Here is a 26,166-nt window from a genome sequence, read left to right as displayed (position 1 = left end):
AAGGCGCGAGTATTGAACTCGCGCCTTTTTTTTTGCTCCAAGGCTGGGTATAGCGCGGATCTTTCGGTCCGTTTGTGATGGTCAGGAGGTTCAACGTGAACAAGTCGTTACTGGTTGGTGCGGTATTGGGTGCTGTCGGTGTGACTGCCGGGGGTGCTGTTGCCACCTACAGCCTGGTAAAAAGCGGCCCTGAGTATGCGCAAGTGCTGGCGGTGCAGCCGGTGAAAACCCAGATTAAAACCCCGCGCGAGGTCTGCAAGGACGTCGCCGTGACCCGGCAGAAGCCGGTGCAGGATCAACACCAGATCGTCGGTACGGTGGTCGGTGCGCTGGCCGGTGGCCTGTTGGGCAACCAGATCGGTGGCGGTAACGGTAAGAAGCTGGCCACCGTGGCCGGTGCGGTCGGTGGCGGTTATGCCGGTAACAAGGTGCAGGAAGGCATGCAGAACCGCGATACCTACACCACCACGCAAACCCGTTGTAACACCGTCAACGACATCAGCGACAAGGTCGTCGGTTATGACGTGCGTTACACCTTGGATGGCAAGGAAGGTTCGGTGCGTATGGACCGTGACCCAGGCGGCCAGATCCCGGTCGATAAAGAGGGGCGTCTGATCCTGGGCCAGAACCAGCAATAACCCCGGGCCTGGCACAGTTCACAATGTGGGAGGGGGCTTGCCCCCGATGGCGGTGTGTCAGTCAGCCTATCTGTAGCTGAAACTCCGCTATCGGGGGCAAGCCCCCCTCCCACAGTTGGCTTGTGGTGTTGCTGGTATTTAAGCTCACACCAAATTCCAGGCGTAAAAAAAGCACCTCGAAGGGTGCTTTTTTGTGCTCGCTCGCTTAGCGCTTCAGCGAAGCCGGCAGGTGCGGCTGGATCGCCGTCAGCACTGCCTTGAAGCATTTGGTGTTGCCGGCTACCACGTGGCCTTTCTCCAGAAAGTCATGACCGCCGGTGAAGTCGCTCACCAGGCCGCCGGCCTCTTGGATCAGCAGGGCGCCCGCTGCCATGTCCCACTCGGACAGGCCCGATTCCCAGAAGGCATCGAAACGACCAGCGGCGACGTAGGCCAGGTCCAGGCTGGCTGCACCGGCGCGGCGGATGCCGGCGGTCTGGCCAACCAGGGCGCGGAACATACCCAGGTAGTTGTCCAGGTTGTCCATCTGGTCGTCACGGAATGGGAAGCCGGTGCCCAGCAGGGCGCCGTCCAGGCTGGTGCGGCCGCTGACGCGCAGGCGACGACCGTTCAGTTGGGCGCCACGGCCACGGCTGGCGGTGAATTCTTCCTGGCGAACCGGGTCCAGCACAACGGCGTGTTCCAGGCGGCCACGGTATTTGCAGACAATGCTCACGGCAAAGTGCGGGATACCGCGCAGGAAGTTGGTGGTGCCATCCAGCGGGTCGATGATCCACAGGTAGTCTTCGCCTTCGCCGCTGCCTTTGTGCAGGCCGGTTTCTTCGCCGAGAATGCCGTGGGTCGGGTAGGCCTTGCGCAGGGCGTCGATGATTTTCTGTTCGGCGGCGCGATCCACCTCGGATACATAATCCTTGGCGTCTTTTTCGTCGACCTTGATGGTATCCAGGCGCTCGATGGAGCGGAAGATCAATTCACTGGCGCTGCGGGCGGCGCGCAGCGCGATATTCAGCATGGGCTGCATGGATGTGTCACCTAAGGTTGTTAAAGAAAGCCGAGCATTCTAGCAGAAACTTTCTTCAGGTGAAGGACGGCGTGAGCTTTCGTGGCATAACCTTAGGCTGTTCTGTAAGATTTGCTCCCCTTTCCCGTGTCCGAGAGCGCCTCCCTTGCTGCAAAACATTCGTGTCGTCTTGGTCAATACCAGTCATCCCGGCAATATCGGCGGGGTGGCGCGAGCCATGAAAAACATGGGGCTGACGCGCCTGGTGCTGGTCGAGCCGCGCGTGTTCCCGCACCACGAGGCCGATGCCCGCGCATCCGGCGCCAATGACATCCTTGAAAAAGCCCAGGTCGTCGCCACTTTGGAAGACGCATTGGTCGGCTGCAACCTGGTGCTCGGCACCAGCGCCCGCGACCGGCGCATCCCCTGGCCATTGCTCGATCCGCGTGAATGCGGGACCAAAGTGGTGGAAGAGGCCGCCGGCGGCGCTGAAATCGCCCTGGTGTTCGGCCGTGAAGACTCCGGCCTGACCAACGAAGAGCTGCAGCGATGTCATTATCACGTGCATATTCCATCAGACCCGGAGTTCAGCTCGCTGAACCTCGGGGCGGCGGTGCAGGTGTTGAGTTACGAAGTACGCATGGCCTGGCTGGCCGCTGAAGGGCAGCCGAGCAAGGTTGAGAAGGATGAAGTGGCGTCGACCAAGAGTGGCGAGTTGGCCACCATGGACGAGCTGGAGCGGTTCTATGAACACCTGGAGCAAACCCTGGTGGCCATCGAATTCCTCGATCCGGAAAAACCGCGGCACTTGATGGCGCGCCTGCGTCGTCTGTACGGACGCAGCTCGGTCAGCCGGGCGGAAATGAATATATTGCGTGGCATCCTCACGGAAACCCAGAAAGCGGCCCGTGGCGAGCTTCTTAAGCGGAAGGATTAAAAATGTTCGAGCGTTTGCGAGAAGATATCCAGAGTGTTTTCCACCGTGACCCGGCGGCGCGCAACGCCTTTGAAGTACTGACCTGCTACCCGGGCATGCATGCGATCTGGATTCATCGCCTGTCCGGTGCCTTGTGGGGCATGGGCTGGAAATGGCTGGCGCGGGTGGTGTCCAACTTTGGGCGCTGGTTGACCGGCATCGAGATTCACCCGGGCGCCAAGGTCGGCCGCCGCTTCTTTATCGACCATGGCATGGGCATCGTGATTGGCGAGACCGCCGAAATCGGTGACGACGTGACCCTGTACCAGGGCGTAACCCTGGGCGGCACCAGCTGGAACAAGGGCAAGCGTCACCCGACCCTGGAAAACGGTGTAGTGGTCGGGGCGGGCGCCAAGGTGTTGGGTCCGTTCACCGTGGGGGCAGGGGCCAAGGTCGGCTCCAATGCGGTGGTGACCAAGGCGGTGCCGCCGGGCGCAACCGTGGTCGGCATTCCGGGGCGCATCATCGTCAAGCCGGAAGTCGGCGATGAGCAGGAAGCCAAGCGCAAGGCCATGGCTGAGAAGATCGGCTTCGATGCCTACGGCGTCAGCGAAGACATGCCCGACCCGGTGGCCCGTGCCATCGGCCAGTTGCTCGACCACCTGCAGGCGGTAGATGGCAAGCTGGACGGCATGTGCGGCGCGCTGAAGGAACTGGGCAGTAACTATTGTGCGAAAGACCTGCCTGAGCTGCGCGAAGAGGACTTCGCCGAGATCAAAGACGAAGCCGCCACCAAGGCTGGCTGAAGCCTCGCGATCACCAAAAGTCCCCTGTGGGAAGGGGCTTGCTCCCGATAGCGGTGGGGCAGTCACCTATACATTGACTGGTCCTTCGCCATCGGGAGCAAGCCCCCTCCCACAGGTTGTTCTCCATTGGTCTTGGAATTCCTGCTTGACCGCTGTTCCTTCTGTTCGTCCCCACCCCATCCTGCTATTATTTGCGCGCCCTTTTTACGGGTAATCCTGACTAAAGTACTAGGTCTTATAGTTGACTTAAATACTCGGGAATAGCATACTTGCTCCCATTCTGAAACACCTTGGTACTTGTCCATGAGACTGACTACAAAAGGCCGATACGCGGTGACCGCCATGCTTGACTTGGCTTTGCACGCGCAAACTGGGCCGGTGTCCCTGGCCGATATCTCCGAGCGCCAAGGCATTTCCCTGTCCTACCTCGAGCAGCTGTTCGCCAAATTGCGCCGCAGCAATCTGGTCTCCAGTGTGCGTGGGCCGGGTGGTGGCTATCAACTGTCCCGCGACATGCAGGGCATCCAGGTGGCCCAGGTGATCGACGCGGTCAACGAATCCGTCGATGCCACCAAATGCCAGGGTTTGGGTGATTGCCATGCCGGCGACACCTGCCTGACCCACCACTTGTGGTGTGACTTGAGCCTGCAGATCCATGAGTTTTTGAGTGGTATCAGCTTGGCTGATCTTGTGACTCGCCGTGAGGTGCAAGAAGTAGCCCAGCGTCAGGACCAGCGCCGTTGCAACACCAAGGCGCCGCGTCTGGACAAGATTGAAGCGTCCGCCGTCGAGTGACAGCCGAAGAGCTAACGGCACGCCAGCCAGCCTGATTTAGGAGAAAGTCCATGAAATTGCCGATTTACCTTGATTACTCAGCGACCACCCCGGTTGATCCGCGTGTCGCGCAAAAGATGAGCGAATGCCTGCTGGTTGACGGAAACTTCGGCAACCCGGCGTCGCGTTCCCACGTATTCGGCTGGAAAGCCGAAGAAGCGGTTGAAAACGCTCGTCGCCAAGTCGCCGACCTGGTGGGTGCAGATCCACGCGAAATCGTCTGGACCTCCGGTGCCACCGAATCCGACAACCTGGCAATCAAGGGCGCCGCGCATTTCTACGCGACCAAAGGCAAGCACCTGATCACCACCAAGATCGAGCACAAGGCGGTCCTCGACACCATGCGCCAACTGGAGCGTGAAGGGTTCGAAGTCACCTACATCGAACCGACCACCGACGGTATCGTGACGCCGGCGATGATCGAAGCGGCCATGCGTGAAGACACCATCCTGGTTTCCGTGATCCACGTGAACAACGAAATCGGCACCATCAACGACATCGCGGCCATCGGCGAGCTGACCCGCTCCAAAGGTGTGTTGCTGCACGTCGACGCGGCTCAGTCCACCGGCAAGGTCGACATCGACCTGTCGAAGCTGAAAGTCGACCTGATGTCGTTCTCGGCGCACAAAACCTACGGCCCCAAAGGCATCGGCGCCCTGTACGTGAGCCGCAAGCCTCGCGTTCGCATCGAAGCCACCATGCACGGCGGCGGTCACGAGCGCGGCATGCGTTCGGGCACCCTGGCGACTCACCAGATCGTCGGCATGGGCGAAGCGTTCCGTATCGCCAAGGAAGAAATGGCTGCCGAAAACGTGCGTATCAAGGGCCTGAGCGATCGCTTCTACAAGCAGGTCGAAAACCTTGAAGAGCTGTACATCAACGGCAGCATGACTGCCCGTGTACCGCACAACCTGAATTTGAGCTTCAACTACGTCGAAGGCGAGTCGCTGATCATGGCGCTCAAGGACCTGGCGGTTTCGTCCGGTTCGGCCTGCACCTCGGCCTCCCTTGAGCCGTCCTACGTGCTGCGCGCCCTGGGCCGCAACGACGAACTGGCGCACAGCTCGATCCGCTTTACGTTTGGCCGTTTCACCACCGAAGAAGAAGTCGACTACGCCGCGCAGAAAGTCTGCGAGGCCGTCACCAAGCTGCGCACCTTGTCGCCGCTGTGGGACATGTACAAAGACGGCATCGACATTTCCAAGATCGAGTGGGCGGCACACTAACTATAGAAGCCGCCACCCCAGCTCTGTAGGAACGTGGCGGAAAACGCAGACGTTTTTACAGGGTTCCAGAGCGGCCCTGATGAGTGAGGATTCAGTACCATGGCTTACAGCGAAAAGGTCATCGACCACTACGAAAACCCGCGCAACGTCGGCAAGATGGACGCGGAAGACCCTGATGTCGGCACCGGCATGGTCGGCGCTCCGGCGTGCGGCGATGTGATGCGCCTGCAGATCAAGGTCAACGAACAAGGCATCATCGAAGACGCCAAGTTCAAGACTTACGGCTGCGGTTCGGCCATCGCCTCCAGCTCCCTGGCGACCGAGTGGATGAAAGGCAAGACTCTGGATGAAGCAGAGACCATCAAGAACACTCAGCTGGCCGAAGAACTGGCCTTGCCGCCAGTGAAGATTCACTGCTCCGTACTCGCAGAAGACGCCATCAAGGCGGCCGTTCGCGACTACAAGCAGAAGAAAGGCTTGATCTAAAGCATTTGGCGACGAGTAAGGAGTCAACGATGGCTATCAGCATGACAGAAGCGGCTGCGCGGCACGTGCGACGCTCCCTGGATGGGCGCGGTAAAGGTGAGGGGATTCGTCTGGGTGTTCGCACCACGGGCTGTTCCGGCCTTGCCTATGTGCTGGAGTTCGTCGACGAGGTAGTGGCGGAAGATCAGGTGTTCGAAAGTCACGGCGAGAAAGTGATCATCGACCCGAAAAGCCTGACCTACCTGGACGGCACCGAACTCGATTTCGTCAAGGAAGGGTTGAACGAAGGCTTCAAGTTCAACAACCCCAACGTGCGCGGTGAATGTGGCTGCGGCGAAAGCTTCAACATCTGAGGCTACTTGTGGGCACTCCTTGTCATTTCGCTTTATTCGAGTTGCAACCGAGCTTTCGGCTGGACCTCGAGCAGCTTGCCACGCGCTACCGTGAATTGGCGCGTGGCGTGCATCCGGACCGCTTTGCCGACGCTTCCGAGCGTGAACAGCGCCTGGCGCTGGAGCAGTCGGCCAGCCTCAACGAAGCCTATCAGACCCTCAAAAGCCCCCCCAAGCGCGCGCGTTACCTGCTCGCGATGAACGGTGGTGAGTTGCCGCTGGAAGTCACGGTGCATGATCCGGACTTTCTGATGCAGCAGATGCAGTGGCGCGAGGAACTCGAAGACTTGCAGGACGAAGCCGATCTGGCGGGTGTCGCGGTCTTCAAGCGGCGTCTGAAAGTGGCCCAGGATGAGCTCAACGAAAGCTTCGCAGCCTGTTGGGACAATGCAGCGCAACGTGAGCAGGCCGAACGCCTGATGCGGCGCATGCAGTTCCTCGACAAGCTCTCCTACGAAGTGCGCCAGTTAGAAGAGCGCCTCGACGATTAACCCAGCGCTGCCCCTGTTGCACGCCTGAAAGACAGATAAGACCTGATTACCATGGCCCTACTGCAGATCGCCGAACCCGGCCAAAGTCCTCAACCGCACCAGCGTCGCCTGGCGGTCGGGATTGACTTGGGCACCACCAATTCCCTGGTCGCCGCCTTGCGCAGCGGCCTGTCCGAGCCGTTGCCCGATGCTGATGGCCAGGTGATCCTGCCGTCGGCGGTGCGCTATCACGCCGATCGCACCGAAGTCGGTGAGTCGGCCAAGTTGGCGGCGTCCACCGACCCGTTGAACACCGTGCTGTCGGTCAAGCGCTTGATGGGTCGTGGGTTGTCCGACGTCAAGCAATTGGGCGATCAACTGCCGTACCGCTTTGTCGGCGGCGAGTCGCACATGCCGTTCATCGACACCGTCCAGGGCCCGAAAAGCCCGGTGGAAGTGTCGGCCGATATCCTCAAGGTGCTGCGCCAGCGCGCAGAGACCACCCTGGGCGGCGAACTGGTGGGGGCGGTGATCACCGTGCCGGCGTATTTCGACGACGCCCAGCGCCAGGCGACCAAGGACGCGGCGAAACTCGCCGGCCTGAACGTACTGCGCCTGCTCAATGAGCCGACCGCGGCCGCCGTGGCCTATGGCCTCGACCAGCAGGCCGAAGGCTTGGTCGCCATTTACGACCTGGGCGGCGGTACCTTTGATATTTCGATCCTGCGCCTGACCGGCGGGGTCTTCGAGGTGTTGGCCACCGGCGGCGATACCGCCCTGGGCGGCGATGACTTCGACCATGCGATCGCGCGCTGGATCATCAGCAGTGCCGGTTTGTCCGATGACCTGGACCCGGGCGAGCAGCGCCATCTGCTGCAAACCGCCTGCGCCGCCAAAGAAGCCCTGACTGACGCGGCCTCTGTTGACGTTTCCTACGGCAATTGGTCGGCCAAACTGACCCGCGAAGCCTTCGATGCGCTGATCGAGCCGATGGTCGCCCGCAGCCTCAAAGCCTGTCGCCGCGCCGTGCGTGACTCCGGCGTAGAGCTCGAAGACGTGGCTGCCGTGGTCATGGTCGGTGGTTCGACCCGCGTGCCGCGCGTGCGCGAAGCCGTTGCCGAAGCGTTCGGTCGTCAGCCGCTGACAGAAATCGACCCGGATCAAGTGGTGGCCATTGGTGCCGCGATCCAGGCCGATACCCTGGCGGGCAACAAGCGCGACGGTGGCGAACTGTTGCTGCTCGACGTGATTCCGCTGTCCCTGGGCCTGGAAACCATGGGCGGCCTGATGGAGAAGGTGATTCCGCGCAACACCACCATCCCCGTCGCCCGCGCCCAGGACTTCACCACCTACAAAGACGGCCAGACGGCCATGATGATTCATGTGCTGCAGGGCGAGCGCGAGCTGATCAGCGACTGCCGCTCCCTGGCGCGCTTTGAATTGCGTGGTATCCCGGCGATGGTCGCGGGCGCGGCGAAGATTCGCGTGACCTTCCAGGTCGACGCCGATGGCCTGCTCAGCGTGGCTGCGCGTGAATTGGGCTCGGGCGTTGAGGCCAGCATCCAGGTTAAGCCGTCCTACGGTCTGACCGACGGCGAAATCGCCAAGATGCTCAAGGATTCGTTCCAGTATGCCAGTGACGACAAGGTCGCCCGCGTGCTGCGCGAGCAGCAAGTCGATGCCCAGCGCCTGCTCGAAGCGGTGCAGGGCGCCCTGGATGTCGATGGCGAACGCCTGTTGGATGCCGAAGAGCGCATGGTCATCGACCTGCAGATGCAGGAACTCGCTGAATTGATGAAAGGCTCCGATGGCTATGCCATCGAGCAGCAGACCAAGCGCCTGTCGCAAGTGACCGATGCCTTCGCTGCCCGCCGCATGAACCAGACGGTAAAAGCCGCCCTGGCGGGCCGCAACCTGAATGAAATTGAGGAATAATTGATGCCGCAGGTCATTTTTCTGCCACACGCCGAGCATTGCCCGGACGGTATGGTCGTGGAGGCTGAGACCGGCAAGTCCATCCTCGAAGTTGCCCATGAAAACCACATCGAGATCGAAAGTGCCTGCGGCGGTGTCTGCGCTTGCACCACTTGTCACTGCATCATTCGCGAGGGTTTCGACTCTCTGGAAGAAGCTGACGAGTTGGAAGAAGACTATCTTGACCGTGCCTGGGGCCTGGAGCCGACTTCTCGCCTAAGCTGTCAGGCCAAGGTCGGGACCGAAGACGTCACCGTCGAAATTCCGAAATATTCGCTCAACCATGCGGCCGAAGCGCCGCATTGATTCAAGGAAGTGTCATGAGTCTTAAATGGGTTGATGTGCAAGAGATCGCTATCCTGTTGGCCGATGGCAATCCGGATATGGATCCCTACTCGCTGAACTTTGTCGCTTTGCGTGACATGGTCATGGCTTTGCCTGGGTTTGACGATGAGCGCGACCGCGGCGGTGAAAAGGTCCTGGAAGCGATCCAGACTGCCTGGAAAGAAGAACAGGACTGACGCCTCCTTTACGCAGTTAGGCAATACCCAAGAACCCGCGTATAATTCGCGGGTTTAATTTTTCGCAAATTACCGTTTCTGGAGTTACACCATGGCTGTTCAACGTACTTTCTCCATCATCAAGCCTGACGCTGTTGCAAAAAACGTCATCGGCGAGATCACCACTCGTTTCGAAAAAGCCGGCCTGAAGGTTGTAGCCTCGAAACTCAAGCAACTGTCCAAGGCTGAAGCTGAAGGCTTCTACGCTGAGCACAGCGCTCGTGGCTTCTTCGGCGACCTGGTTGCCTTCATGATCTCCGGTCCTGTTGTCGTTCAGGTTCTGGAAGGCGAAAACGCTATCGCTCTGAACCGTGAGCTGATGGGCGCTACCAACCCTAAAGAAGCAGCTGCCGGCACCATCCGTGCTGATTTCGCTGATTCCATCGACGCCAACGCTGTACACGGTTCGGACTCCGAAGCCGCTGCTGCCCGCGAAATCTCGTACTTCTTCGCAGCTACTGAAGTAACCACTCGCTAAGCATTGGCTTAAGAGTGAAGGTGAATCCATGACTACATCGACTGTAAAAACCAACCTGCTGGGTCTGACTCAACAGGAAATGGAAAAATTCTTCGACTCGATCGGGGAGAAGCGTTTCCGTGCCGGTCAGGTAATGAAATGGATTCACCACTTTGGCGTCGATGATTTCGACGCCATGACGAACGTCAGCAAGGCCCTGCGCGACAAGCTCAAGGCTATTGCCGAGGTCCGTGGTCCCGAAGTTGTCAGCGAGGACATCTCCAGCGACGGCACCCGTAAGTGGGTGGTGCGCGTGGCGTCCGGCAGCTGCGTCGAGACCGTCTACATTCCCCAGGGCAAACGTGGCACCTTGTGCGTTTCGTCCCAGGCAGGCTGTGCCCTGGACTGCAGTTTCTGCTCCACCGGCAAGCAAGGCTTCAATAGCAACCTCACCGCCGCCGAAGTCATCGGCCAGGTGTGGATTGCCAACAAATCCTTTGGCAGCGTCCCGGCGACCGTCGACCGTGCCATCACCAACGTGGTGATGATGGGCATGGGTGAGCCGCTGCTGAACTTCGACAACGTGATCGCGGCCATGCACCTGATGATGGACGACCTGGGTTACGGCATCTCCAAGCGCCGTGTGACCCTGTCGACCTCCGGCGTGGTGCCGATGATCGATGAGCTGTCCAAGCACATCGACGTCTCCCTGGCGTTGTCGCTGCACGCACCCAACGACGCATTGCGTAACCAATTGGTGCCGATCAACAAGAAGTATCCGCTTAAGATGCTGCTTGAATCTTGCCAGCGCTACATGTCGTCCCTGGGCGAAAAGCGCGTGCTGACCATCGAGTACACCTTGCTCAAGGACATCAACGACAAGGTCGAACACGCGATCGAGATGATCGAGTTGCTCAAGAACATCCCGTGCAAGATCAACCTGATTCCGTTCAACCCGTTTCCCCATTCTGGCTATGAGCGGCCGAGCAACAACGCCATCCGCCGTTTCCAGGATCAACTGCACCAGGCCGGCTTCAACGTCACCGTGCGTACCACCCGTGGTGAAGACATCGATGCCGCCTGTGGCCAATTGGTAGGACAGGTGCTGGATCGCACCCGTCGCAGCGAACGTTATATCGCCGTGCGCGAACTGAGCGCCGCCGACGATGTGCCGCAAAGCGCCGCGACTCGAACCTGAGAGAGGATCTCTATGCCCTTGCGCCTTGCGCTGCTTTTGCTTGTTACCGGTCTCGCGGCCGGTTGTGTTTCATCGGGCTATGACAGCCCTTTGCAAACCGGCAAGGGCCGCGAAGAGGCGCGAGTGGCTTATGTGCAACTGGGCTTGGGTTACCTGCGCCAGGGCATGAGCGAGCAGGCCAAGGTGCCGTTGAAAAAGGCCCTTGAACTGGACGGCGACGATGCCGAGGCCAATGGCGCACTCGCCCTGGTGTTCCAGGCCCAGGCCGAGCCTGAGTTGGCCGAGCAGTATTTCAGCAAGGCCCTGGCTTCCCGTCCTGCCGATCCCCGGCTGCTGAACAACTACGGCAGCTTCCTGTTCGAGCAGAAACGCTATGACCAGGCTTCCCGTTATTTCCAGCAAGCCAGCGCCGATACCCTCTACCCAGAGCGGTCGCGCGTGTTCGAGAACCTTGGGGTGGCCTCCAAGCGTCTCGGCCAGCGTGACATCGCGCGCCAACACCTGGAAAAAGCCCTGCACCTGAACAGTCGCCAGCCTCGCGCTTTGCTCGAAATGGCTGAGTTGTCTTACGAAGACAGGCATTATGTGCCGGCACGTGACTATTACGAACGTTTTAGCCTGCTCAGCGGGCAAAATGCACGTAGTCTATTGCTCGGTGTGCGCCTGGCGACGGTTCATGAAGAACGCGACACGGCCGCACGTTATGGCCAGCAACTCGAACGACTCTATCCCGGTACGCCGGAATATCAGCAATACCTGTCGGAGCAATGATGAAAGCGGCGCACCCGGAAGTTGTAGCAGCTAATCGCGTAAACCCAGGCGACACCTTGCGTCAGGCCCGCGAAAGCAATGGTTGGTCGCTGGCGGAAGTGGCCCTCAAGCTCAATTTGACCACCACGTCACTGGGCAACCTGGAAGCCGGCGCGTTCGATAAGCTGCCAGGGCATACCTTCGCCCGCGGCTATATTCGCGCCTACGCCAAATTGTTGGGTATCGACCAGGCCATCTTGGTCCAGCAATTCGACCAGGTCACCGGCACCGACTCCCAGGGCAGCAACGTCCATGGCCTGGGGCGCATCGAAGAGCCGGTGCGGGTGTCCCACACGATCCTGCGCATCGTCAGCCTGTTGCTGCTGATCGCCGTGATTGGTGGCGGTTTCGTCTGGTGGCAGGACCAGGCCTCCCAGCGCACCAAGGACCTGACCAGCAACGCCATGGAGCACGTCGAAGTCGAAAGCGCCGACGGCACCACGCAGATTCACCCGTTGGACGAGCCGGAAGACCAGGCTGTCGCCGAAGGCCAGGCTGCGCCCGAAGCGCCAGTGACGGCCGAGCAACCCGCGGCGGAATCGGCCCCGGCGGCCACCACTGCTGCGGTGCCGGCTCCAGCCGTACCGGCGCACGCCCCGGTCGTACCGGCTGCACCGGCGCACACTCCGGCGGCGCCTGTGGCGCAAGCCACCGCCCCGGTCGCTCCCGTGCCGGCGCCAGCGCCTGCCGCCGCCCCGGCGGCCCCCGCGATTTCGCCGCCGACCACCCCCGCGTTGATCGCCGGTGACGGGCACGTACAAATTACCTTCATTGCTGACTGCTGGACGCAACTCAGCGATGGCAACGGCAAAGTGCTGTTTAGCGGTCTGAAGCGTAAGGGAGATACGCTCGACCAGGGCGGCAAGCCTCCTTTGACGCTGCGTCTGGGCTTTGCCCGTGGCGCGCAAGTGGCCTACAACGGCCAGCCTGTCGACGTAGCGCCGTTCACCAGTGGCGAAACTGCTCGCCTGAAGTTGGGACAATAGTCATGCACGGCGAATCTCCAATCAAACGTCGCGTATCGCGCAAGATCTGGGTCGGCTCGGTGCCGGTGGGTGGCGACGCCCCCATCGCGGTACAGAGCATGACCAACAGCGACACCAACGATGTCGCTGCCACCGTCGCCCAGATCAACCGTCTGGAAGCCGCCGGCGTCGACATCGTGCGGGTTTCCGTACCGGATATGGATGCCGCCGAAGCCTTCGGCCGCATCAAGCAACTGGTCAAGGTGCCGCTGGTTGCCGACATCCACTTCGACTACCGGATCGCTTTGCGCGTGGCCGAACTGGGCGTCGATTGCCTGCGCATCAACCCGGGCAACATCGGTCGCGAAGACCGTGTACGCGCGGTGGTGGATGCTGCCCGTGATCGCGGGATTCCGATCCGCATCGGCGTCAACGCCGGTTCCCTGGAAAAAGACCTGCAAAAAAAATACGGCGAGCCGACCCCGGCCGCGCTGGTTGAATCGGCGCTGCGCCACGTTGAACACCTTGAGCGTCTGAACTTCCAGGACTTCAAGGTCAGCGTAAAGGCCTCCGACGTGTTCATGGCGGTAGAAGCCTACCGCCTGCTGGCCAAGGAAATCGTGCAGCCGCTGCACCTGGGTATCACTGAAGCGGGCGGTTTGCGCTCAGGCACAGTGAAATCTGCGGTGGGTCTCGGTATGCTGCTCGCCGAAGGGATTGGCGATACTATCCGCATCTCCCTGGCGGCAGACCCGGTAGAGGAAGTGAAGGTCGGTTACGACATTCTCAAATCCCTGCATTTGCGTTCCCGTGGCATCAACTTCATTGCCTGCCCGAGCTGCTCGCGGCAGAACTTCGACGTGGTGAAAACCATGAACGAACTGGAAGGGCGCCTCGAAGACCTGCTGGTGCCGCTGGATGTCGCGGTGATCGGTTGTGTGGTCAACGGGCCGGGTGAAGCCAAGGAAGCCCATATCGGCTTGACCGGCGGCACGCCGAACCTGATTTACATCGACGGCAAGCCGTCGCAGAAACTGACGAATGACAATCTGGTGGATGAGCTCGAAAGACTGATCCGCCAGAAAGCGGCCGAAAAGGTCGAGGCTGACGCTGCAGTTATCGCGCGCGGCTGATCCAGCGAATTTAAGGAATAGATGTGAGCAAGTCTCTGCAAGCCATTCGTGGCATGAACGACATCCTTCCGGAGCAGACGCCGCTGTGGCGCTACTTCGAGAACACCGTTGCGCGTCTGCTGGATAACTACGGTTACAAACAGATCCGTATGCCGATCGTCGAGTTCACCGAGCTGTTCAAGCGCTCCATCGGTGAAGTGACCGACATCGTTGAAAAAGAGATGTACACCTTCGAAGACCGCAACGGTGATTCCCTGACCTTGCGTCCGGAAGGCACCGCCGCGTGCGTGCGCGCCGTGCTCGAGCATGGCCTCACCGGCGGTGGCCAGCCGCAGAAGCTGTGGTACATCGGGCCGATGTTCCGCCACGAGCGCCCGCAGAAAGGCCGTTATCGCCAGTTCCACCAGATCGGCCTGGAAGTGTTCAACCTCGACGGTCCGGACATCGACGCCGAACTGATCGTGCTGACCTGGCGCCTGTGGGGCCTGCTGGGCATCCGCGATGCGGTCAAGCTTGAACTCAACAGCCTGGGCACCAGTGAGTCCCGGGGCCGCTATCGCATCGCCCTGGTCGAGTACCTGTCTGCCCACCTGGACAAGTTGGACGAAGACAGCCAGCGCCGTCTGAAAACCAACCCGTTGCGCGTCCTCGATACCAAGAACGCCGACACGCAGGCCGTGCTGGTCAATGCGCCGAAGATGGCCGATTACCTGGACGACGAATCCCGCACCCACTTCGAGGGGCTCAAGGCGCGCCTGGAAGCCGCCGGGATTCCTTACGTGATCAACCCGAAACTGGTGCGCGGCCTCGATTACTACAGCAAGACCGTGTTCGAGTGGGTCACCGACAAGCTCGGCGCCCAGGGCACCGTGTGTGCCGGTGGCCGTTATGATGGCCTGGTCGAGCAGATGGGCGGCAAGCCGACCCCCGGCGTGGGTTTTGCCATGGGTATCGAGCGCCTGATCCTGCTGCTGGAAACCCTGGAACAGGTTCCGGAAGAAATCTCCCGTCAGGTGGATGTGTACCTGTGCGCCTTTGGCGAGGCCGCCGAACTGGCTGCCCTGGCCCTGAGCGAAAAAGTGCGCGACCAGTTGCCGAACCTGCGCCTGCAGATCAATGCCGGCGCCGGCAGCTTCAAGAGCCAGTTCAAGAAGGCCGACAAGAGCGGTGCGCTGTACGCACTGATCCTCGGCGATGACGAATTGGCCCAGCAAGTGATAGGTTTCAAACCCCTGCGTGGCCAGGGCGAGCAACAGAACATTGCCTTTGATGCGCTCGCCGCGCACTTGGCCACCTGCGTCGTGCAGGGTTGAAGCTGTCGAACAGCCGAATTTAGCGATTAAGGAGTGTTGGGGTGTCGAGTACTGATGATGAGCAGCTGGCCGAGTTCAAGGACTGGTGGCAGCGTAACGGCAAGCCCCTGGTTACCGGCGGCCTGCTGGCTTTAGTGGTGGTGTTCGGCTGGCAAGCCTGGCACAAGTATCAGGCCAACCAGTCCCAAGGCGCCTCGATCCTCTATCAGCAATTGCTGGAAAGCACGCTGACGCCGAGCGGCAAGCCCGATCCTGCGCAAGTGGCAGACCTGGCCGGCAAGCTCAAGAGCGAATTTGGCGGTAGCACCTACGCCCAATACGGTAGCCTGTTCGTCGCGAAAGTCGCGGTCGACACCGGCAAGCTGGATGACGCCGTCGCCGAACTGAAGGCCATCGCCGACAAGCCGACCAACCCGACCCTGGGTGAAATCGCACGTCAGCGCCTGGCTCAGGTATTGGCGGCACAGAACAAGGCCGACGAAGCACTCAAACTGCTCGACGGCGACGCTGACAAGGCATTTGTAGCCACTCGCGAAGAGCTCAAGGGTGACCTGTTGGTCCAATTGGGTCGTACCGACGAAGCCAATGCTGCGTACAAAAAAGCCAAGGCGGCGCTGTCTGATGAAGCGGCGGTCGGTGGCTTACAAATCAAGCTCGACGACTTGGCCAAAGGGGATGCGTGACGTGATCCGTTGGAAACATGCAGCATTGCTGGCTCTGGCCGTTCTGGCCGCGGGTTGCAGCAGCAACAGTAAAAAAGAACTGCCTCCGGCCGAGCTGACCAGCTTCAAGGAAGAAGTGGTCCTGCAAAAGCAGTGGAGCCGCTCCATCGGTGACGGTCAGGGCGAAACCTACAACATGTTGGTACCGGCAATCGACGGTGACAACATTGTAGCCGCTGACGTGACCGGCGTGGTGATCTCCATGGATCGCATGAACGGCGACGTGAAGTGGAAGAAAGACCTCGAACTGCCTGTATCCGGCGCCGTCGGCGTGGGTTACGGCATGGTCATGCTCGGCACGCTCAAGGGCGAAGTCGTGGCGCTGGACTCCAGCACCGGTGAAGAGAAATGGCGCGCTCGCGTGACCAGTGAAGTTCTCGCACCGCCTGCCACCAACGGCGACATCGTCGTGGTGCAAACCCAGGACGACCGTGTGATCGGCCTCGACGCCAGCACCGGCGCCCAGCGCTGGTTGTACGACAGCACCCCTGCGGTGCTGACCCTGCGCGGTACCAGTGGTCCGGTTGTGACCAATAATCTGGCCGTTGCGGGACTGTCGACCGGTAAAGTGGTCGCCCTGAATACCCAGAACGGCGTGCCGATCTGGGAAACGCGTGTGGCGATCCCGCAAGGTCGTTCGGAACTGGATCGCGTCGTCGACATCGACGGTGGCTTGCTGCTGTCCGGCGAAACCCTCTACGTCGCTACCTACCAGGGCCGTGTCGCGGCACTGGACCTGCAAAGCGGTCGCGTCAACTGGCAGCGTGATGCTTCCAGCTACGCCGGTGTCGCCCAAGGGTTTGGCAGCGTCTACGTAAGCCTGTCGTCTGGCACCGTTGAAAGTGTCGACGAACGTTCTACCACTGCGCTGTGGAGCAACGACTCTCTGGCCCGCCGTCAACTGTCGGCACCGGAAGTGTTCTCCAGCTACGTAGCGGTAGGCGACTTCGAAGGCTACCTGCACCTGCTGAGCCAGGTAGACGGTCGCTTTGTGGGTCGCGAGCGCATCGACAGCGACGGCCTGCGTGCGCGTCCGCTGGTCGTGGGTAACATGCTTTATGTGTTTGGCAACAGCGGCAAGCTGGAAGCCCTGACCATCAAGTAAAGGTTTGACTATGCTTGGGGTTACCCCCAGGCGGCCCTGCTTCATTGCTTAATGTAGGAGCGAGCTTGCTCGCGAAGGACGTCAACGCTCACGCGGGTTTCTGGATAAACGCGGCGTCCTCAGGTTTTTCGCGAGCAAGCTCGCTCCTACAGGAACCAGTGTCGGGCAGGGTATGTGGCATTTCAAATGCCGCCCCGAGCACCAGCCGCTGCCTTGCAGCGGCTTTTGTATTTTCTGAAATAACGAAGTGGAGAGCCGCATGGTTCCCGTAATCGCCCTGGTGGGCCGACCTAACGTCGGCAAGTCCACCTTGTTCAACCGCCTGACCAGGACTCGCGACGCCATTGTCGGCGACTTGTCCGGTCTGACCCGTGATCGCCAATACGGTGAGGCAAAGTGGCAAGGGCGCTCCTACATTATTGTCGACACCGGTGGTATCTCCGGTGATGAGCATGGCATGGATGAAAAGATGGCCGAGCAGTCGCTGCTGGCCATTGAAGAAGCCGATGTCGTGTTGTTCCTGGTGGACGCCCGCGCGGGCTACACCGCTGCCGACCAGATGATCGGCGAGCACCTGCGCAAGCGCAACAAGCGTTCCTACGTGGTCGCCAACAAGATCGACAACATCGATCCTGAAATGGCCCGTGCCGAATTCAGCCCGATGGGCCTGGGCGACGCGATCCCGATCGCCGGTGCCCACGGTCGCGGCATCACCCAGATGTTGGAAATCGCCCTGCGCGACTTCCCTAAGGATGACGCCGAGGAAGAAGAGGGCGAAGAAGAGGTCGTCGCCGAAGGTGAGGAAGCCAAGCGCATTCCGGGCCCGAGCGAAAAAGACGGTATCAAGATCGCCATCATCGGCCGTCCCAACGTCGGCAAGTCGACCCTGGTCAACCGTATGCTCGGTGAAGACCGGGTCATCGTGTATGACCAGCCCGGCACTACTCGCGACAGTATCTACATCCCGTTCGAGCGTAACGACGAGAAGTACACGCTGATCGACACCGCTGGTGTGCGCAAGCGCGGCAAGATCCACGAGGAAGTTGAAAAGTTCTCCGTGGTGAAAACCCTGCAGGCGATCAAAGACGCCAACGTGGTGATCTTCGTGATGGACGCCCGCGAAGGCGTGGTGGACCACGACCTCAACCTGCTGGGCTTCGCCCTTGAGGCTGGTCGGGCGCTGGTGATCGCGATCAACAAGTGGGACGGCATGACGCCGAGCGAGCGCGATTTCGTCAAGATCGAACTGCAGCGTCGTCTGTTCTTCGTCGAGTTCGCCGATATCCACTTTATCTCGGCACTGCACGGTACCGGCGTGGGCAACCTCTACGCGTCCGTACAGAACTCGTTCAAGTCCGCGGTCACCCGCTGGCCGACCAACCGTCTGACCCAGATCCTCGAAGACGCGGTCGGCGAGCACGCACCGCCGATGGTCAACAACCGCCGGATCAAGCTGCGTTACGCCCACTTGGGTGGTGCCAACCCGCCGATTATCGTGATCCACGGTAACCAGATCGAGAAGGTGCCTAAATCCTACGTGCGTTACCTGGAAAACACCTACCGCCGTGTCTTGAAGCTGGTCGGTACGCCGATCCGCATCGAGTTCAAGGGTGGCGAGAACCCATACGAAGGCAACAAGAACACACTGACTGACCGTCAGGTGAACAAGAAGCGTCGTTTGATGACTCACCACAAGAAGGCCGACAAGAAGCGCCGCGACAAGCGCTGATTCCGACCTCGCAAAAAGGGCTCTTTACGGGCCCTTTTTTGTGCGCGGTGGTTTGCGCCTTGACCCGATGCAGTTGGCAGCTTAAAACTTGCGGTTCACCTGCAGGGGCCTCCGATGATCAACAGCAAGCTGCCAAATGTCGGCACGACCATTTTCACCACCATGTCGCAACTCGCTGCCGAAACCGGCGCGCTCAACCTGTCCCAGGGCTTCCCTGACTTCAATGGCCCGCAGGGTTTGCTCGATGCCGTGGGCAAGCATGTCGCCAGCGGCCATAACCAATACGCACCGATGACCGGCCTGCCAGCCCTGCGCCAGCAAGTGGCGGCCAAGATCGCGCGCAGCTATGGCGCCACGGTCAGCCCCGACAGCGAAGTGACGATCACGCCCGGAGCCACGGCGGCGATCTTCTGCGCGATCCAGGCGGTGATCCGCAGCGGCGATGAGGTCATCGTGTTCGACCCGTGCTACGACAGTTATGAGCCTTCGGTCGAGTTGGCCGGCGGTCGCTGTGTGCATGTGCAACTGAACCTGGAAAACTTCAGCCTCGACTTTGAAAAGATCCAGGCGGCGTTGTCTGCGCGCACGCGCATGATCATCCTGAACACGCCGCATAACCCCACCGGCGCACTGATCAGCCGCGCCGAGCTGGACCTGTTGGCGGCCTTGATCCGCGACCGCGATATTTACCTGGTCAGCGATGAGGTCTACGAACATCTGGTGTTTGACGGTGTGCCTCATGTCAGCGTGCTGGCCCACGAAGAACTGTATCAACGTGCGTTCGTGGTCAGTTCCTTCGGCAAGACCTATCACGTCACCGGCTGGAAAACCGGCTACGTGGTCGCGCCACCGGCACTGACCGTCGAATTGCGCAAGGTGCATCAATATGTCAACTTTTGCGGCGTGACCCCGCTGCAGTACGCGTTGGCAGACTTCATGGCCGAACACCCGGAACACGTCGAAGAACTGCCGGCCTTTTACCAGGCCAAGCGCGACCTGTTCTGCGACCTGTTGACGCCGTCGCGTTTCAGCTTTACCCGGGTCACCGGTACTTACTTCCAACTGGTGGATTATTCAGCGATTCGCCCAGACCTGGATGACGTCGCCATGTCGTTGTGGATGACCCGCGAGCATGGCGTAGCGACGATCCCGGTTTCGGTGTTCTACCAGCATCCACCCCAAGGCCAGCGCCTGGTGCGCCTGTGCTTTGCCAAACGCGAGGAGACGCTGCAACAAGCAGCTGAGAAACTATGCGTGATCTGAATGCACTACCCGACCTGAACATCGCCCTGGTCCAGACCAGCCTGGCCTGGCACAACCGCCAGGCCAACCTCGATCACTTCGAACTGTTGCTGGAACAGGCTCGTGGCGCTGACCTGATCATCCTGCCGGAGATGTTCACCACCGGTTTCTCCATGGACTCGGCCACCCAGGCCGAACCGGAAAATGGCTCGACCCATCGCTGGCTCCAGAGCCAGGCGGCGAAGTACAACGCGGTGATCACCGGCAGTGTGATCATCCAGGCCGCCGACGGCAGCCACCGCAACCGCCTGTTATGGGCGCGGCCGGATGGCGAGGTGCTGCATTACGATAAGCGCCACCTGTTCCGCATGGCCGGCGAGCACAATCACTACACGCCCGGCGAGCGCCAGGTGCTGTTCGAGATAAAGGGCTGGCGTATTCGCCCATTGATTTGCTACGACCTGCGCTTTCCGGTGTGGAGTCGTGACGCCCAGGATACCGACCTGCTGCTGTACACCGCCAACTGGCCGGGGGCGCGACGCCAGCATTGGAACCGGTTGCTGCCGGCGCGGGCGATCGAGAACCTGTGTTATGTGGCGGCGGTGAATCGGGTGGGTACCGACGGCAAAGGCTTCGCTTATACCGGGGATAGCCAGGTGCTGGACTTCCAGGGTGAGAGCCTGTTGAGTGCGGGGGAGGCGGACGGGGTGTTTACGGTGTGCCTCAAAGCGGATGAATTGGCGGCTTACCGCAGCAAATTTCCGGCGAACCTGGATGCCGATACTTTTCAGTTTGTCTGACATACCGCTATCGCGGGCAAGCCCACTCCCACATTCGAGCCGAACACGGTCAAAATGTGGGAGTGGGCTTGCCCGCGATGAGGCCCCAACAGACCACACACATCCAAAGCCCAACAAAAAAGGCCCCTGAGTTCTCACCCAGGGGCCTTTTGCATGTCAGCGCTCAGTGTTTACGCCGCTTTCGCTTCCAGATGGCTCAACGAGCGGTTCAGGGCGCTGAATACCGCCTTGAAGCTGGCCGTGGTGAAGTTTTCATCAATGCCCACGCCATGCACCGGACGCTCACCGTTCACTCGCAGCTCGATGTAGGCCGCAGCCTTGGCGTTGGTGCCGGCACCGATCGCGTGTTCGTTGTAGTCCATGATTTCCACGCCAATCGGCAGGCTGGCGACCAGGGCTTCGAGCGCGCCGTTGCCCTTGCCGTGCCAGCGCAGGTTGGTTTCGCCCTGGCCTTTGCCCGAGACTTCCACTTCCACGGTGCTGTTACCGTTTTCTTCCTGCAGACGATGGCTGACCAGCGCGTAGGGCGTGTTGGCTTGCAGGTATTCACGCTGCAACAGCGCGTGAATCTGCGAAGCGCTCATCTCCAGGCCCACGCGGTCGGTTTCGGCCTGAACCACTTGGCTGAACTCGATCTGCATGCGACGCGGCAAGCTGATGCCGTATTCCTGCTCCAGCAGGTAGGCGATGCCGCCTTTGCCCGACTGGCTGTTCACCCGGATCACCGCCTCGTAGCTGCGGCCGATGTCGGCCGGGTCGATCGGCAAGTACGGCACTTCCCACAGGGCGTCGGGTTTCTGCTGGGCGAAGCCCTTGCGGATTGCGTCCTGGTGGGAGCCGGAGAATGCGGTGTGTACCAGGTCGCCGACATACGGGTGACGTGGATGCACCTGGATCTGGTTGCATTCCTCGACCACTTTGCGTACGCCGTCGATGTCGGAGAAGTCCAGCTCAGGGTTCACGCCCTGGGTGTAGAGGTTCAACGCCACGTTGACCAGGTCGACGTTACCGGTACGCTCGCCGTTGCCGAACAGGCAGCCTTCGACACGGTCGGCGCCGGCCATCAGGCCCAATTCGGTGGCGGCTACGCCGGTGCCACGGTCGTTGTGGGTGTGCAGGCTGATGATCACGCTGTCACGACGGTTGACATGACGACCGAACCACTCGATCTGGTCGGCATAGATGTTCGGCGTGGCGCATTCAACGGTGGCCGGCAGGTTGAGGATCATCTTGTGCTCGGGCGTCGGGTTCCACACCTCGATCACTGCGTCACACACTTCCTTGGCGAATTCCAGTTCGGTGGCGCTGAAGGTCTCTGGCGAGTATTCGAACGTCCACTGGGTTTCCGGCTGCTGGGCGGCGTATTTGACGAACAGCTTGGCCGCGTTGACCGCGATGGCCTTGATCCCGTCCTTGTCCTGGTTGAACACGATGCGACGGAAGGACGGCGAGGTGGCGTTGTACAGGTGGACGATGGCTTTTTTCGCGCCGCGCAGGGATTCGAAGGTGCGCTCGATCAAGTCTTCACGGCCCTGGGTCAGCACCTGGATGGTGGTGTCCTCGGGGATGTGGTTGCCTTCGATCAGGGTGCGGACGAAGTCGAAGTCGGTTTGCGAAGCGGCCGGGAACGAGGCTTCGATTTCCTTCACGCCGACGGCGACCAGGGTCTTCCAGAAGCGCAGTTTTTTCACTGCATCCATCGGTTCGATCAGCGACTGGTTGCCATCACGCAGGTCGGAGCTGCACCAGATCGGCGCGGTGGTGATGGTTTTCGACGGCCAGGTGCGGTCCGGAATATCGATGGTCGGAAACGCGCGGTACTTCGAAGACGGGTCTTTGAGCATGCTCATCGGGAAATCCTTTGGTGGAGGGGCCGAAAAAGGGCGGCCTGCCGGAAAATTGTTATGGGGTATAAAACAAGGGACGAGGCAGATCGATTCAGCCTGGCAGTCGTGCGCTGACAAGGCACAGGCTGCGGTGCTGGCGGAGCAAAATGAGTGTGTGAGAGGTTTTCATAAGCTCAACCCTAACCGCCGGGGTGAAAGATGGCAAGTAGTCCAGAAAAATTGAGATAAGTTCTTCTGTGGGCGTAGGAAACGAGATTATATGCTTGGTAAATAGTCTGAGGCTGGTTTTAATTGCGCAGCCTTTATCGGCTGCGCAATCGAGTCGGTCAAGGTTGAAATGCGCCGATAAAGATCGCGGGATCCACCCGTGCATCGTTCAGGCTGACATTCCAGTGCATATGCGGCCCGGTCGCGCGACCCGTCGCGCCGACCTTGCCCACCACCGCGCCGCGTGCCAGTTGCTGGCCCGCGCTGACATCGATCTTCGACATATGGCAGAACATGCTGATAAAGCCCTGGCCGTGGTCGACGAACACGGTGTTGCCGTTGAAGAAGTAGTTGCCGGTCAGGATCACCTTGCCCGCCGCCGGGGTCTTGATCGGTGTGCCGGCGGGGACGGCGAAATCCAGGCCTGAATGCGGATTGCGTTCTTCGCCGTTGAAGAAGCGACGCACGCCGAACTTGCTCGACAGCGGCCCGTTGACCGGTTTGTCCAGCAGCAGGTTGCTTGGCAGGTTAGGGCTGAAACTGCGGTAAGCCTTGATCTGCACCGCCAGCTCGGCCTCGATGCGTTTGAGTTGCGCCGGGGCGGGGTTGACCTGGCTTTTGTTCTTCAGGGTGATGCGCTGTTCCGGGTACTGCTTGTAGCCGACGATAAACGGCAGGTTGCGCCCGCCGCTGCTGATGCGTTCGTTGCCCGGTTTGACCGTCAACGGAATGCCGACAATCGCCAGCCAGTTGGCCTGCTCCTTGACCACCAGGACCGGCTTGCCCTGGTAGGTGGCTTTCGGCGCGGTCGCCGCGGGGCCGAGGTCGACGACGGCCACACCGCCGGGCACCGGCTTGTTCAAGGCCCGGATGATGAAGCTGTCGGCGTGGGCGTTGACGGTCAGGCACAGCAGCATCAACAGGCTGAAAAAACGTGGCATCGATCAATCCAATAACGAAAGGGTGACGGGTGTCAGGTGGTTGTCTTCCACCCGCACTTGCAATTGGCCTTCACCGAGGCGCGCAGTCAGGCGCTGGCCGGTGTGGGTCTGCGCGGCATTGCGAATCGCCTGGCCGCGCTCGTCGAGCAGGATGCTGTAGCCGCGGCCGAGAGTCGCCAGCGGGCTGACCACTTGCAGCGTCTGCACCTGGCTTTGCAGTTGCAGGCGGCGCGCCTTGAGGCCTTCGCGCATGGCGCGGGGCAGGCGTTCGGCGAGGCTGTCCAGGCGTTGGCGCAGCAAGGCCAGTTGGCGGCCGGGGTGTTGGCCGGCGAGGCGGGTTTCCAGGCGGATCAAGCGTTCGCGGCGGGTGTTGAGGCTGCGTTCGAAGGCGCGGCGCAGGCGCATGTCCAGGTCATCCAGGCGCTGGGCCTGTTGGCGCAGACGTTCGCCGGGGTGGCGCAGGCGGCGGGCCATGCCTTCGAGGCGCAGGCGGTCGTGGCTCAGCCGGTTGCGCATCAGCATCACCAGGCGGCGGTGCAGGCTGTCGACCTGGCGCACCAGGTTGCTGGCGTCCGGAGCCAGCAGTTCTGCGGCGGCAGACGGTGTCGGCGCGCGCACGTCGGCGACAAAGTCGCTGATCGACACATCAGTCTCATGGCCGATGGCGCTGACGATCGGCGTCACGCAAGCATCCACCGCCCGGGCCACGGCTTCTTCGTTGAAGCACCAGAGGTCTTCCAGCGAGCCGCCGCCACGGGCCAGGATCAATGCGTCGAAGCCACGCGCGTCGGCCAGCTTCAGCGCGCGCACGATCTGCGCCACCGCTTCGCGACCTTGTACGGCCGTGGGGATCAAGGTGAGCTGCACCTGCGGCGCGCGGCGGCGGAACACGCTGATGATGTCGCGGATCACCGCGCCGGTCGGCGAGCTGATAATGCCGATGCGCTGCGGATGGGCCGGCAACGCCACCTTGCGGTCGGCGCTGAACAGGCCTTCGGCGCTGAGTTTTTCCTTCAGCGCATCGAAGGCCAGGCGCAGCGCGCCATCGCCGGCGGGCTCGACGGTGTCGAGGATCAGTTGATAGTCGCCACGGCCCTCGAACAGCGAGACCTTGCCGCGCACTTTCACCGCCAGGCCGTCCTTCAAGGTCTGGCGCACCCGTGCGGCGTTCTGCCGGAACAGCGCGCAACGCACTTGGGCGCCGCTGTCCTTGAGGGTGAAGTACACATGGCCGGAAGCCGGGCGGGCGAGGTTGGAGATCTCGCCTTCGACCCAGATATTGGTGAACACGTCTTCCAGCAACACCCGCGCACGGCCGTTGAGTTGGCTGACAGTCAGGACCTCGCGGTCCAGGCCCAGGCGGGCGAACGGATCTTTAATCATGGAGAGGGATCTTTAATCATGGGCGGCAGTTTATAGGCATTCGCGCAAGGTTTGGCAGAATTGCTCCACCAACGCGCTCGGTGTGTGCGGGCAGGCCAGGGCCACGGTACTCAGGCAGTCCGGGTCGGCCAGGGGTAAAAAATGCACGGCGGCCGGGGCGATGTCCTGCATCGATTTTGGTAACAAGGCAATACCGAAGCCGGCCTGGATCAACTGCAACTGCGTGGTCTTGCGCGACATGACCCGTGCAGCCTTGGGGAAAAATCCGGCACGCATGCACAACTCGGCCGACAGATAGCTCAGCCCGCCGCGCTGGGGGTGGGGGACCGAGATAAACGCTTCGTCCTTGAGTTGGGCCAATTCGACCGGTGCCTGGCAGCGGGCTAGCGCGTGGTTCGGCGGTACGGCCAGCAGTAACTGCTCACTGTATAAAGGCACCACACGCACGCCTTCGCGCTGGCGTAGCACCGGCAGGCGCAGTAGGCCGACGTCCAGGCGACCGTCGGCAATTTCTTCGAGTTGGGCTTCGGAGGACAGTTTGGCGATATCCATCGATACGCCGGGGCAGCGCTCCAGCCAGGTGCTGATGCCGCGCAGCAGCGCGCCGCTCATCGGCACGGTGCTCGAATGGCTCAAGCGCAGGGTGCCGACCTGGCCGTTACCCACTTGCGTCGCCATCTCGCTGGCCTTGTGCAGTTCACTCAGCAGGTTGCGCGCCCGCGGGTAGAAGGCTTCACCGGCGGCGGTCAGCCGAGGCTGGCGCGCGGTGCGTTCGAACAACGGGGTGTGCAGTTGGTTTTCCAGTTCTTTGATCTGCCGGCTCAGGGCCGATTGCGCGACAAACAGGCGCTCGGCGGCGGCGCTGAAGCTGCCGCTGTCGGCGATTTCGACGAAGTAGCGCAGTTGGCGGGTGGAAATCACACGTCATGCCTTTTCGAGATGGGTGGAGGGCTTTGAAGATATTAGTCGCAACTCTCACCGATGGCTAAAGTGATGGACATCTCTTTCAAGG

Annotated in this window: 27 protein-coding genes; 22 read left to right on the top strand and 5 right to left on the bottom strand. The window is 60.9% G+C overall.

What is annotated here, in order from left to right:
* The first annotated feature begins 95 nt into the window (after nucleotides 1–95).
* Nucleotides 96–638, top strand: coding sequence for a glycine zipper 2TM domain-containing protein (locus tag PverR02_RS25815; RefSeq protein ID WP_017846187.1), 543 nt, complete (start codon nucleotides 96–98; stop codon nucleotides 636–638).
* 205 nt (nucleotides 639–843) lie between these two features.
* Here the strand turns inward: PverR02_RS25815 and suhB are convergent, their stop codons facing one another.
* Complete coding sequence (gene suhB, locus PverR02_RS25810; RefSeq protein ID WP_079444640.1) at nucleotides 844–1,659, bottom strand: type III secretion system regulator SuhB; 816 nt, start codon at nucleotides 1,657–1,659, stop codon at nucleotides 844–846.
* 145 nt (nucleotides 1,660–1,804) lie between these two features.
* Here suhB and trmJ point away from each other — a divergent pair, with 145 nt between their 5' ends.
* From trmJ to PverR02_RS25705, 21 genes are all read left to right on the top strand, one after another.
* Nucleotides 1,805–2,575, top strand: a complete 771-nt coding sequence (gene trmJ / locus PverR02_RS25805) for a tRNA (cytosine(32)/uridine(32)-2'-O)-methyltransferase TrmJ (protein WP_003210307.1) — start codon at nucleotides 1,805–1,807, stop codon at nucleotides 2,573–2,575.
* Between the two features lie 2 nt (nucleotides 2,576–2,577).
* Entirely contained in the window at nucleotides 2,578–3,360 is a 783-nt protein-coding gene (gene cysE, locus PverR02_RS25800; protein ID WP_046382172.1) for a serine O-acetyltransferase, read from the top strand.
* Nucleotides 3,361–3,663: 303 nt separating this feature from the next.
* Nucleotides 3,664–4,155, top strand: coding sequence for a Fe-S cluster assembly transcriptional regulator IscR (gene iscR / locus PverR02_RS25795; protein ID WP_003194020.1), 492 nt, complete (start codon nucleotides 3,664–3,666; stop codon nucleotides 4,153–4,155).
* A gap of 50 nt (nucleotides 4,156–4,205) precedes the next feature.
* Nucleotides 4,206–5,420, top strand: a complete 1,215-nt coding sequence (locus PverR02_RS25790; protein WP_046382173.1) for an IscS subfamily cysteine desulfurase — start codon at nucleotides 4,206–4,208, stop codon at nucleotides 5,418–5,420.
* A 99-nt stretch (nucleotides 5,421–5,519) separates the two neighbouring features.
* Nucleotides 5,520–5,906 carry a Fe-S cluster assembly scaffold IscU gene (gene iscU, locus PverR02_RS25785; RefSeq protein WP_003443374.1) on the top strand — a complete coding sequence of 129 codons (387 nt, stop codon included), beginning with the start codon at nucleotides 5,520–5,522 and terminating at the stop codon, nucleotides 5,904–5,906.
* Between the two features lie 29 nt (nucleotides 5,907–5,935).
* Nucleotides 5,936–6,259, top strand: a complete 324-nt coding sequence (gene iscA, locus PverR02_RS25780) for an iron-sulfur cluster assembly protein IscA (RefSeq protein ID WP_010565230.1) — start codon at nucleotides 5,936–5,938, stop codon at nucleotides 6,257–6,259.
* Between the two features lie 8 nt (nucleotides 6,260–6,267).
* Nucleotides 6,268–6,789 carry a co-chaperone HscB gene (hscB, locus tag PverR02_RS25775; RefSeq protein ID WP_079444639.1) on the top strand — a complete coding sequence of 174 codons (522 nt, stop codon included), beginning with the start codon at nucleotides 6,268–6,270 and terminating at the stop codon, nucleotides 6,787–6,789.
* Nucleotides 6,790–6,840: 51 nt separating this feature from the next.
* Nucleotides 6,841–8,703 carry a Fe-S protein assembly chaperone HscA gene (gene hscA / locus PverR02_RS25770; protein ID WP_046382175.1) on the top strand — a complete coding sequence of 621 codons (1,863 nt, stop codon included), beginning with the start codon at nucleotides 6,841–6,843 and terminating at the stop codon, nucleotides 8,701–8,703.
* A gap of 3 nt (nucleotides 8,704–8,706) precedes the next feature.
* On the top strand, nucleotides 8,707–9,048 hold the full coding sequence (gene fdx, locus PverR02_RS25765) for an ISC system 2Fe-2S type ferredoxin (RefSeq protein ID WP_079444638.1): 342 nt from the start codon (nucleotides 8,707–8,709) through the stop codon (nucleotides 9,046–9,048).
* Between the two features lie 14 nt (nucleotides 9,049–9,062).
* On the top strand, nucleotides 9,063–9,263 hold the full coding sequence (iscX, locus tag PverR02_RS25760; RefSeq protein WP_017846180.1) for a Fe-S cluster assembly protein IscX: 201 nt from the start codon (nucleotides 9,063–9,065) through the stop codon (nucleotides 9,261–9,263).
* Nucleotides 9,264–9,354: 91 nt separating this feature from the next.
* Nucleotides 9,355–9,780 carry a nucleoside-diphosphate kinase gene (gene ndk, locus PverR02_RS25755; protein WP_017846179.1) on the top strand — a complete coding sequence of 142 codons (426 nt, stop codon included), beginning with the start codon at nucleotides 9,355–9,357 and terminating at the stop codon, nucleotides 9,778–9,780.
* A 28-nt stretch (nucleotides 9,781–9,808) separates the two neighbouring features.
* The gene (rlmN, locus tag PverR02_RS25750; RefSeq protein ID WP_017846178.1) at nucleotides 9,809–10,957 is read left to right on the top strand and encodes a 23S rRNA (adenine(2503)-C(2))-methyltransferase RlmN; all 1,149 of its coding nucleotides are present in this window, start codon (nucleotides 9,809–9,811) and stop codon (nucleotides 10,955–10,957) included.
* A 12-nt stretch (nucleotides 10,958–10,969) separates the two neighbouring features.
* On the top strand, nucleotides 10,970–11,728 hold the full coding sequence (pilW, locus tag PverR02_RS25745) for a type IV pilus biogenesis/stability protein PilW (protein WP_057004580.1): 759 nt from the start codon (nucleotides 10,970–10,972) through the stop codon (nucleotides 11,726–11,728).
* The gene (locus tag PverR02_RS25740; protein WP_079444637.1) at nucleotides 11,728–12,753 is read left to right on the top strand and encodes a RodZ domain-containing protein; all 1,026 of its coding nucleotides are present in this window, start codon (nucleotides 11,728–11,730) and stop codon (nucleotides 12,751–12,753) included. Before pilW ends, PverR02_RS25740 begins: the two co-directional genes overlap by 1 nt.
* A 2-nt stretch (nucleotides 12,754–12,755) precedes the next feature.
* Nucleotides 12,756–13,865 carry a flavodoxin-dependent (E)-4-hydroxy-3-methylbut-2-enyl-diphosphate synthase gene (ispG, locus tag PverR02_RS25735; protein WP_017846175.1) on the top strand — a complete coding sequence of 370 codons (1,110 nt, stop codon included), beginning with the start codon at nucleotides 12,756–12,758 and terminating at the stop codon, nucleotides 13,863–13,865.
* Nucleotides 13,866–13,888: 23 nt separating this feature from the next.
* The gene (gene hisS, locus PverR02_RS25730) at nucleotides 13,889–15,178 is read left to right on the top strand and encodes a histidine--tRNA ligase (protein ID WP_079444636.1); all 1,290 of its coding nucleotides are present in this window, start codon (nucleotides 13,889–13,891) and stop codon (nucleotides 15,176–15,178) included.
* A gap of 41 nt (nucleotides 15,179–15,219) precedes the next feature.
* Nucleotides 15,220–15,861 (top strand): YfgM family protein, encoded by a 642-nt coding sequence (locus PverR02_RS25725; protein ID WP_046382180.1) that lies wholly within the window; start codon nucleotides 15,220–15,222, stop codon nucleotides 15,859–15,861.
* On the top strand, nucleotides 15,854–17,005 hold the full coding sequence (gene bamB, locus PverR02_RS25720; protein ID WP_017846172.1) for an outer membrane protein assembly factor BamB: 1,152 nt from the start codon (nucleotides 15,854–15,856) through the stop codon (nucleotides 17,003–17,005). The genes PverR02_RS25725 and bamB overlap by 8 nt, the downstream gene beginning before the upstream one ends.
* A 259-nt stretch (nucleotides 17,006–17,264) precedes the next feature.
* On the top strand, nucleotides 17,265–18,734 hold the full coding sequence (gene der, locus PverR02_RS25715) for a ribosome biogenesis GTPase Der (protein ID WP_017846171.1): 1,470 nt from the start codon (nucleotides 17,265–17,267) through the stop codon (nucleotides 18,732–18,734).
* 114 nt (nucleotides 18,735–18,848) lie between these two features.
* Nucleotides 18,849–19,997 carry a pyridoxal phosphate-dependent aminotransferase gene (locus tag PverR02_RS25710; protein WP_057004578.1) on the top strand — a complete coding sequence of 383 codons (1,149 nt, stop codon included), beginning with the start codon at nucleotides 18,849–18,851 and terminating at the stop codon, nucleotides 19,995–19,997.
* On the top strand, nucleotides 19,985–20,776 hold the full coding sequence (locus PverR02_RS25705) for an amidohydrolase (protein ID WP_079444635.1): 792 nt from the start codon (nucleotides 19,985–19,987) through the stop codon (nucleotides 20,774–20,776). The genes PverR02_RS25710 and PverR02_RS25705 overlap by 13 nt, the downstream gene beginning before the upstream one ends.
* Before the next feature lie 170 nt (nucleotides 20,777–20,946).
* Here PverR02_RS25705 and leuA read toward each other — a convergent pair whose 3' ends face one another.
* From leuA to PverR02_RS25680, 4 genes are all read right to left on the bottom strand, one after another.
* Nucleotides 20,947–22,626, bottom strand: a complete 1,680-nt coding sequence (leuA, locus tag PverR02_RS25700; RefSeq protein WP_057004577.1) for a 2-isopropylmalate synthase — start codon at nucleotides 22,624–22,626, stop codon at nucleotides 20,947–20,949.
* Between the two features lie 323 nt (nucleotides 22,627–22,949).
* Entirely contained in the window at nucleotides 22,950–23,771 is an 822-nt protein-coding gene (locus PverR02_RS25690) for a M23 family metallopeptidase (RefSeq protein ID WP_079444633.1), read from the bottom strand.
* A 3-nt stretch (nucleotides 23,772–23,774) separates the two neighbouring features.
* Nucleotides 23,775–25,154, bottom strand: coding sequence for an exodeoxyribonuclease VII large subunit (gene xseA, locus PverR02_RS25685; protein WP_079444632.1), 1,380 nt, complete (start codon nucleotides 25,152–25,154; stop codon nucleotides 23,775–23,777).
* A gap of 30 nt (nucleotides 25,155–25,184) precedes the next feature.
* Nucleotides 25,185–26,075, bottom strand: coding sequence for a LysR family transcriptional regulator (locus PverR02_RS25680; RefSeq protein WP_079444631.1), 891 nt, complete (start codon nucleotides 26,073–26,075; stop codon nucleotides 25,185–25,187).
* Between the last annotated feature and the right edge of the window lie 91 nt (nucleotides 26,076–26,166).

This window comes from Pseudomonas veronii (genome assembly GCF_002028325.1).
GTDB lineage: Bacteria > Pseudomonadota > Gammaproteobacteria > Pseudomonadales > Pseudomonadaceae > Aquipseudomonas > Aquipseudomonas veronii.
The sequence above is the reverse complement of the archived record's forward strand: the minus strand, read 5'-3'. Positions and strand labels throughout refer to the sequence as shown.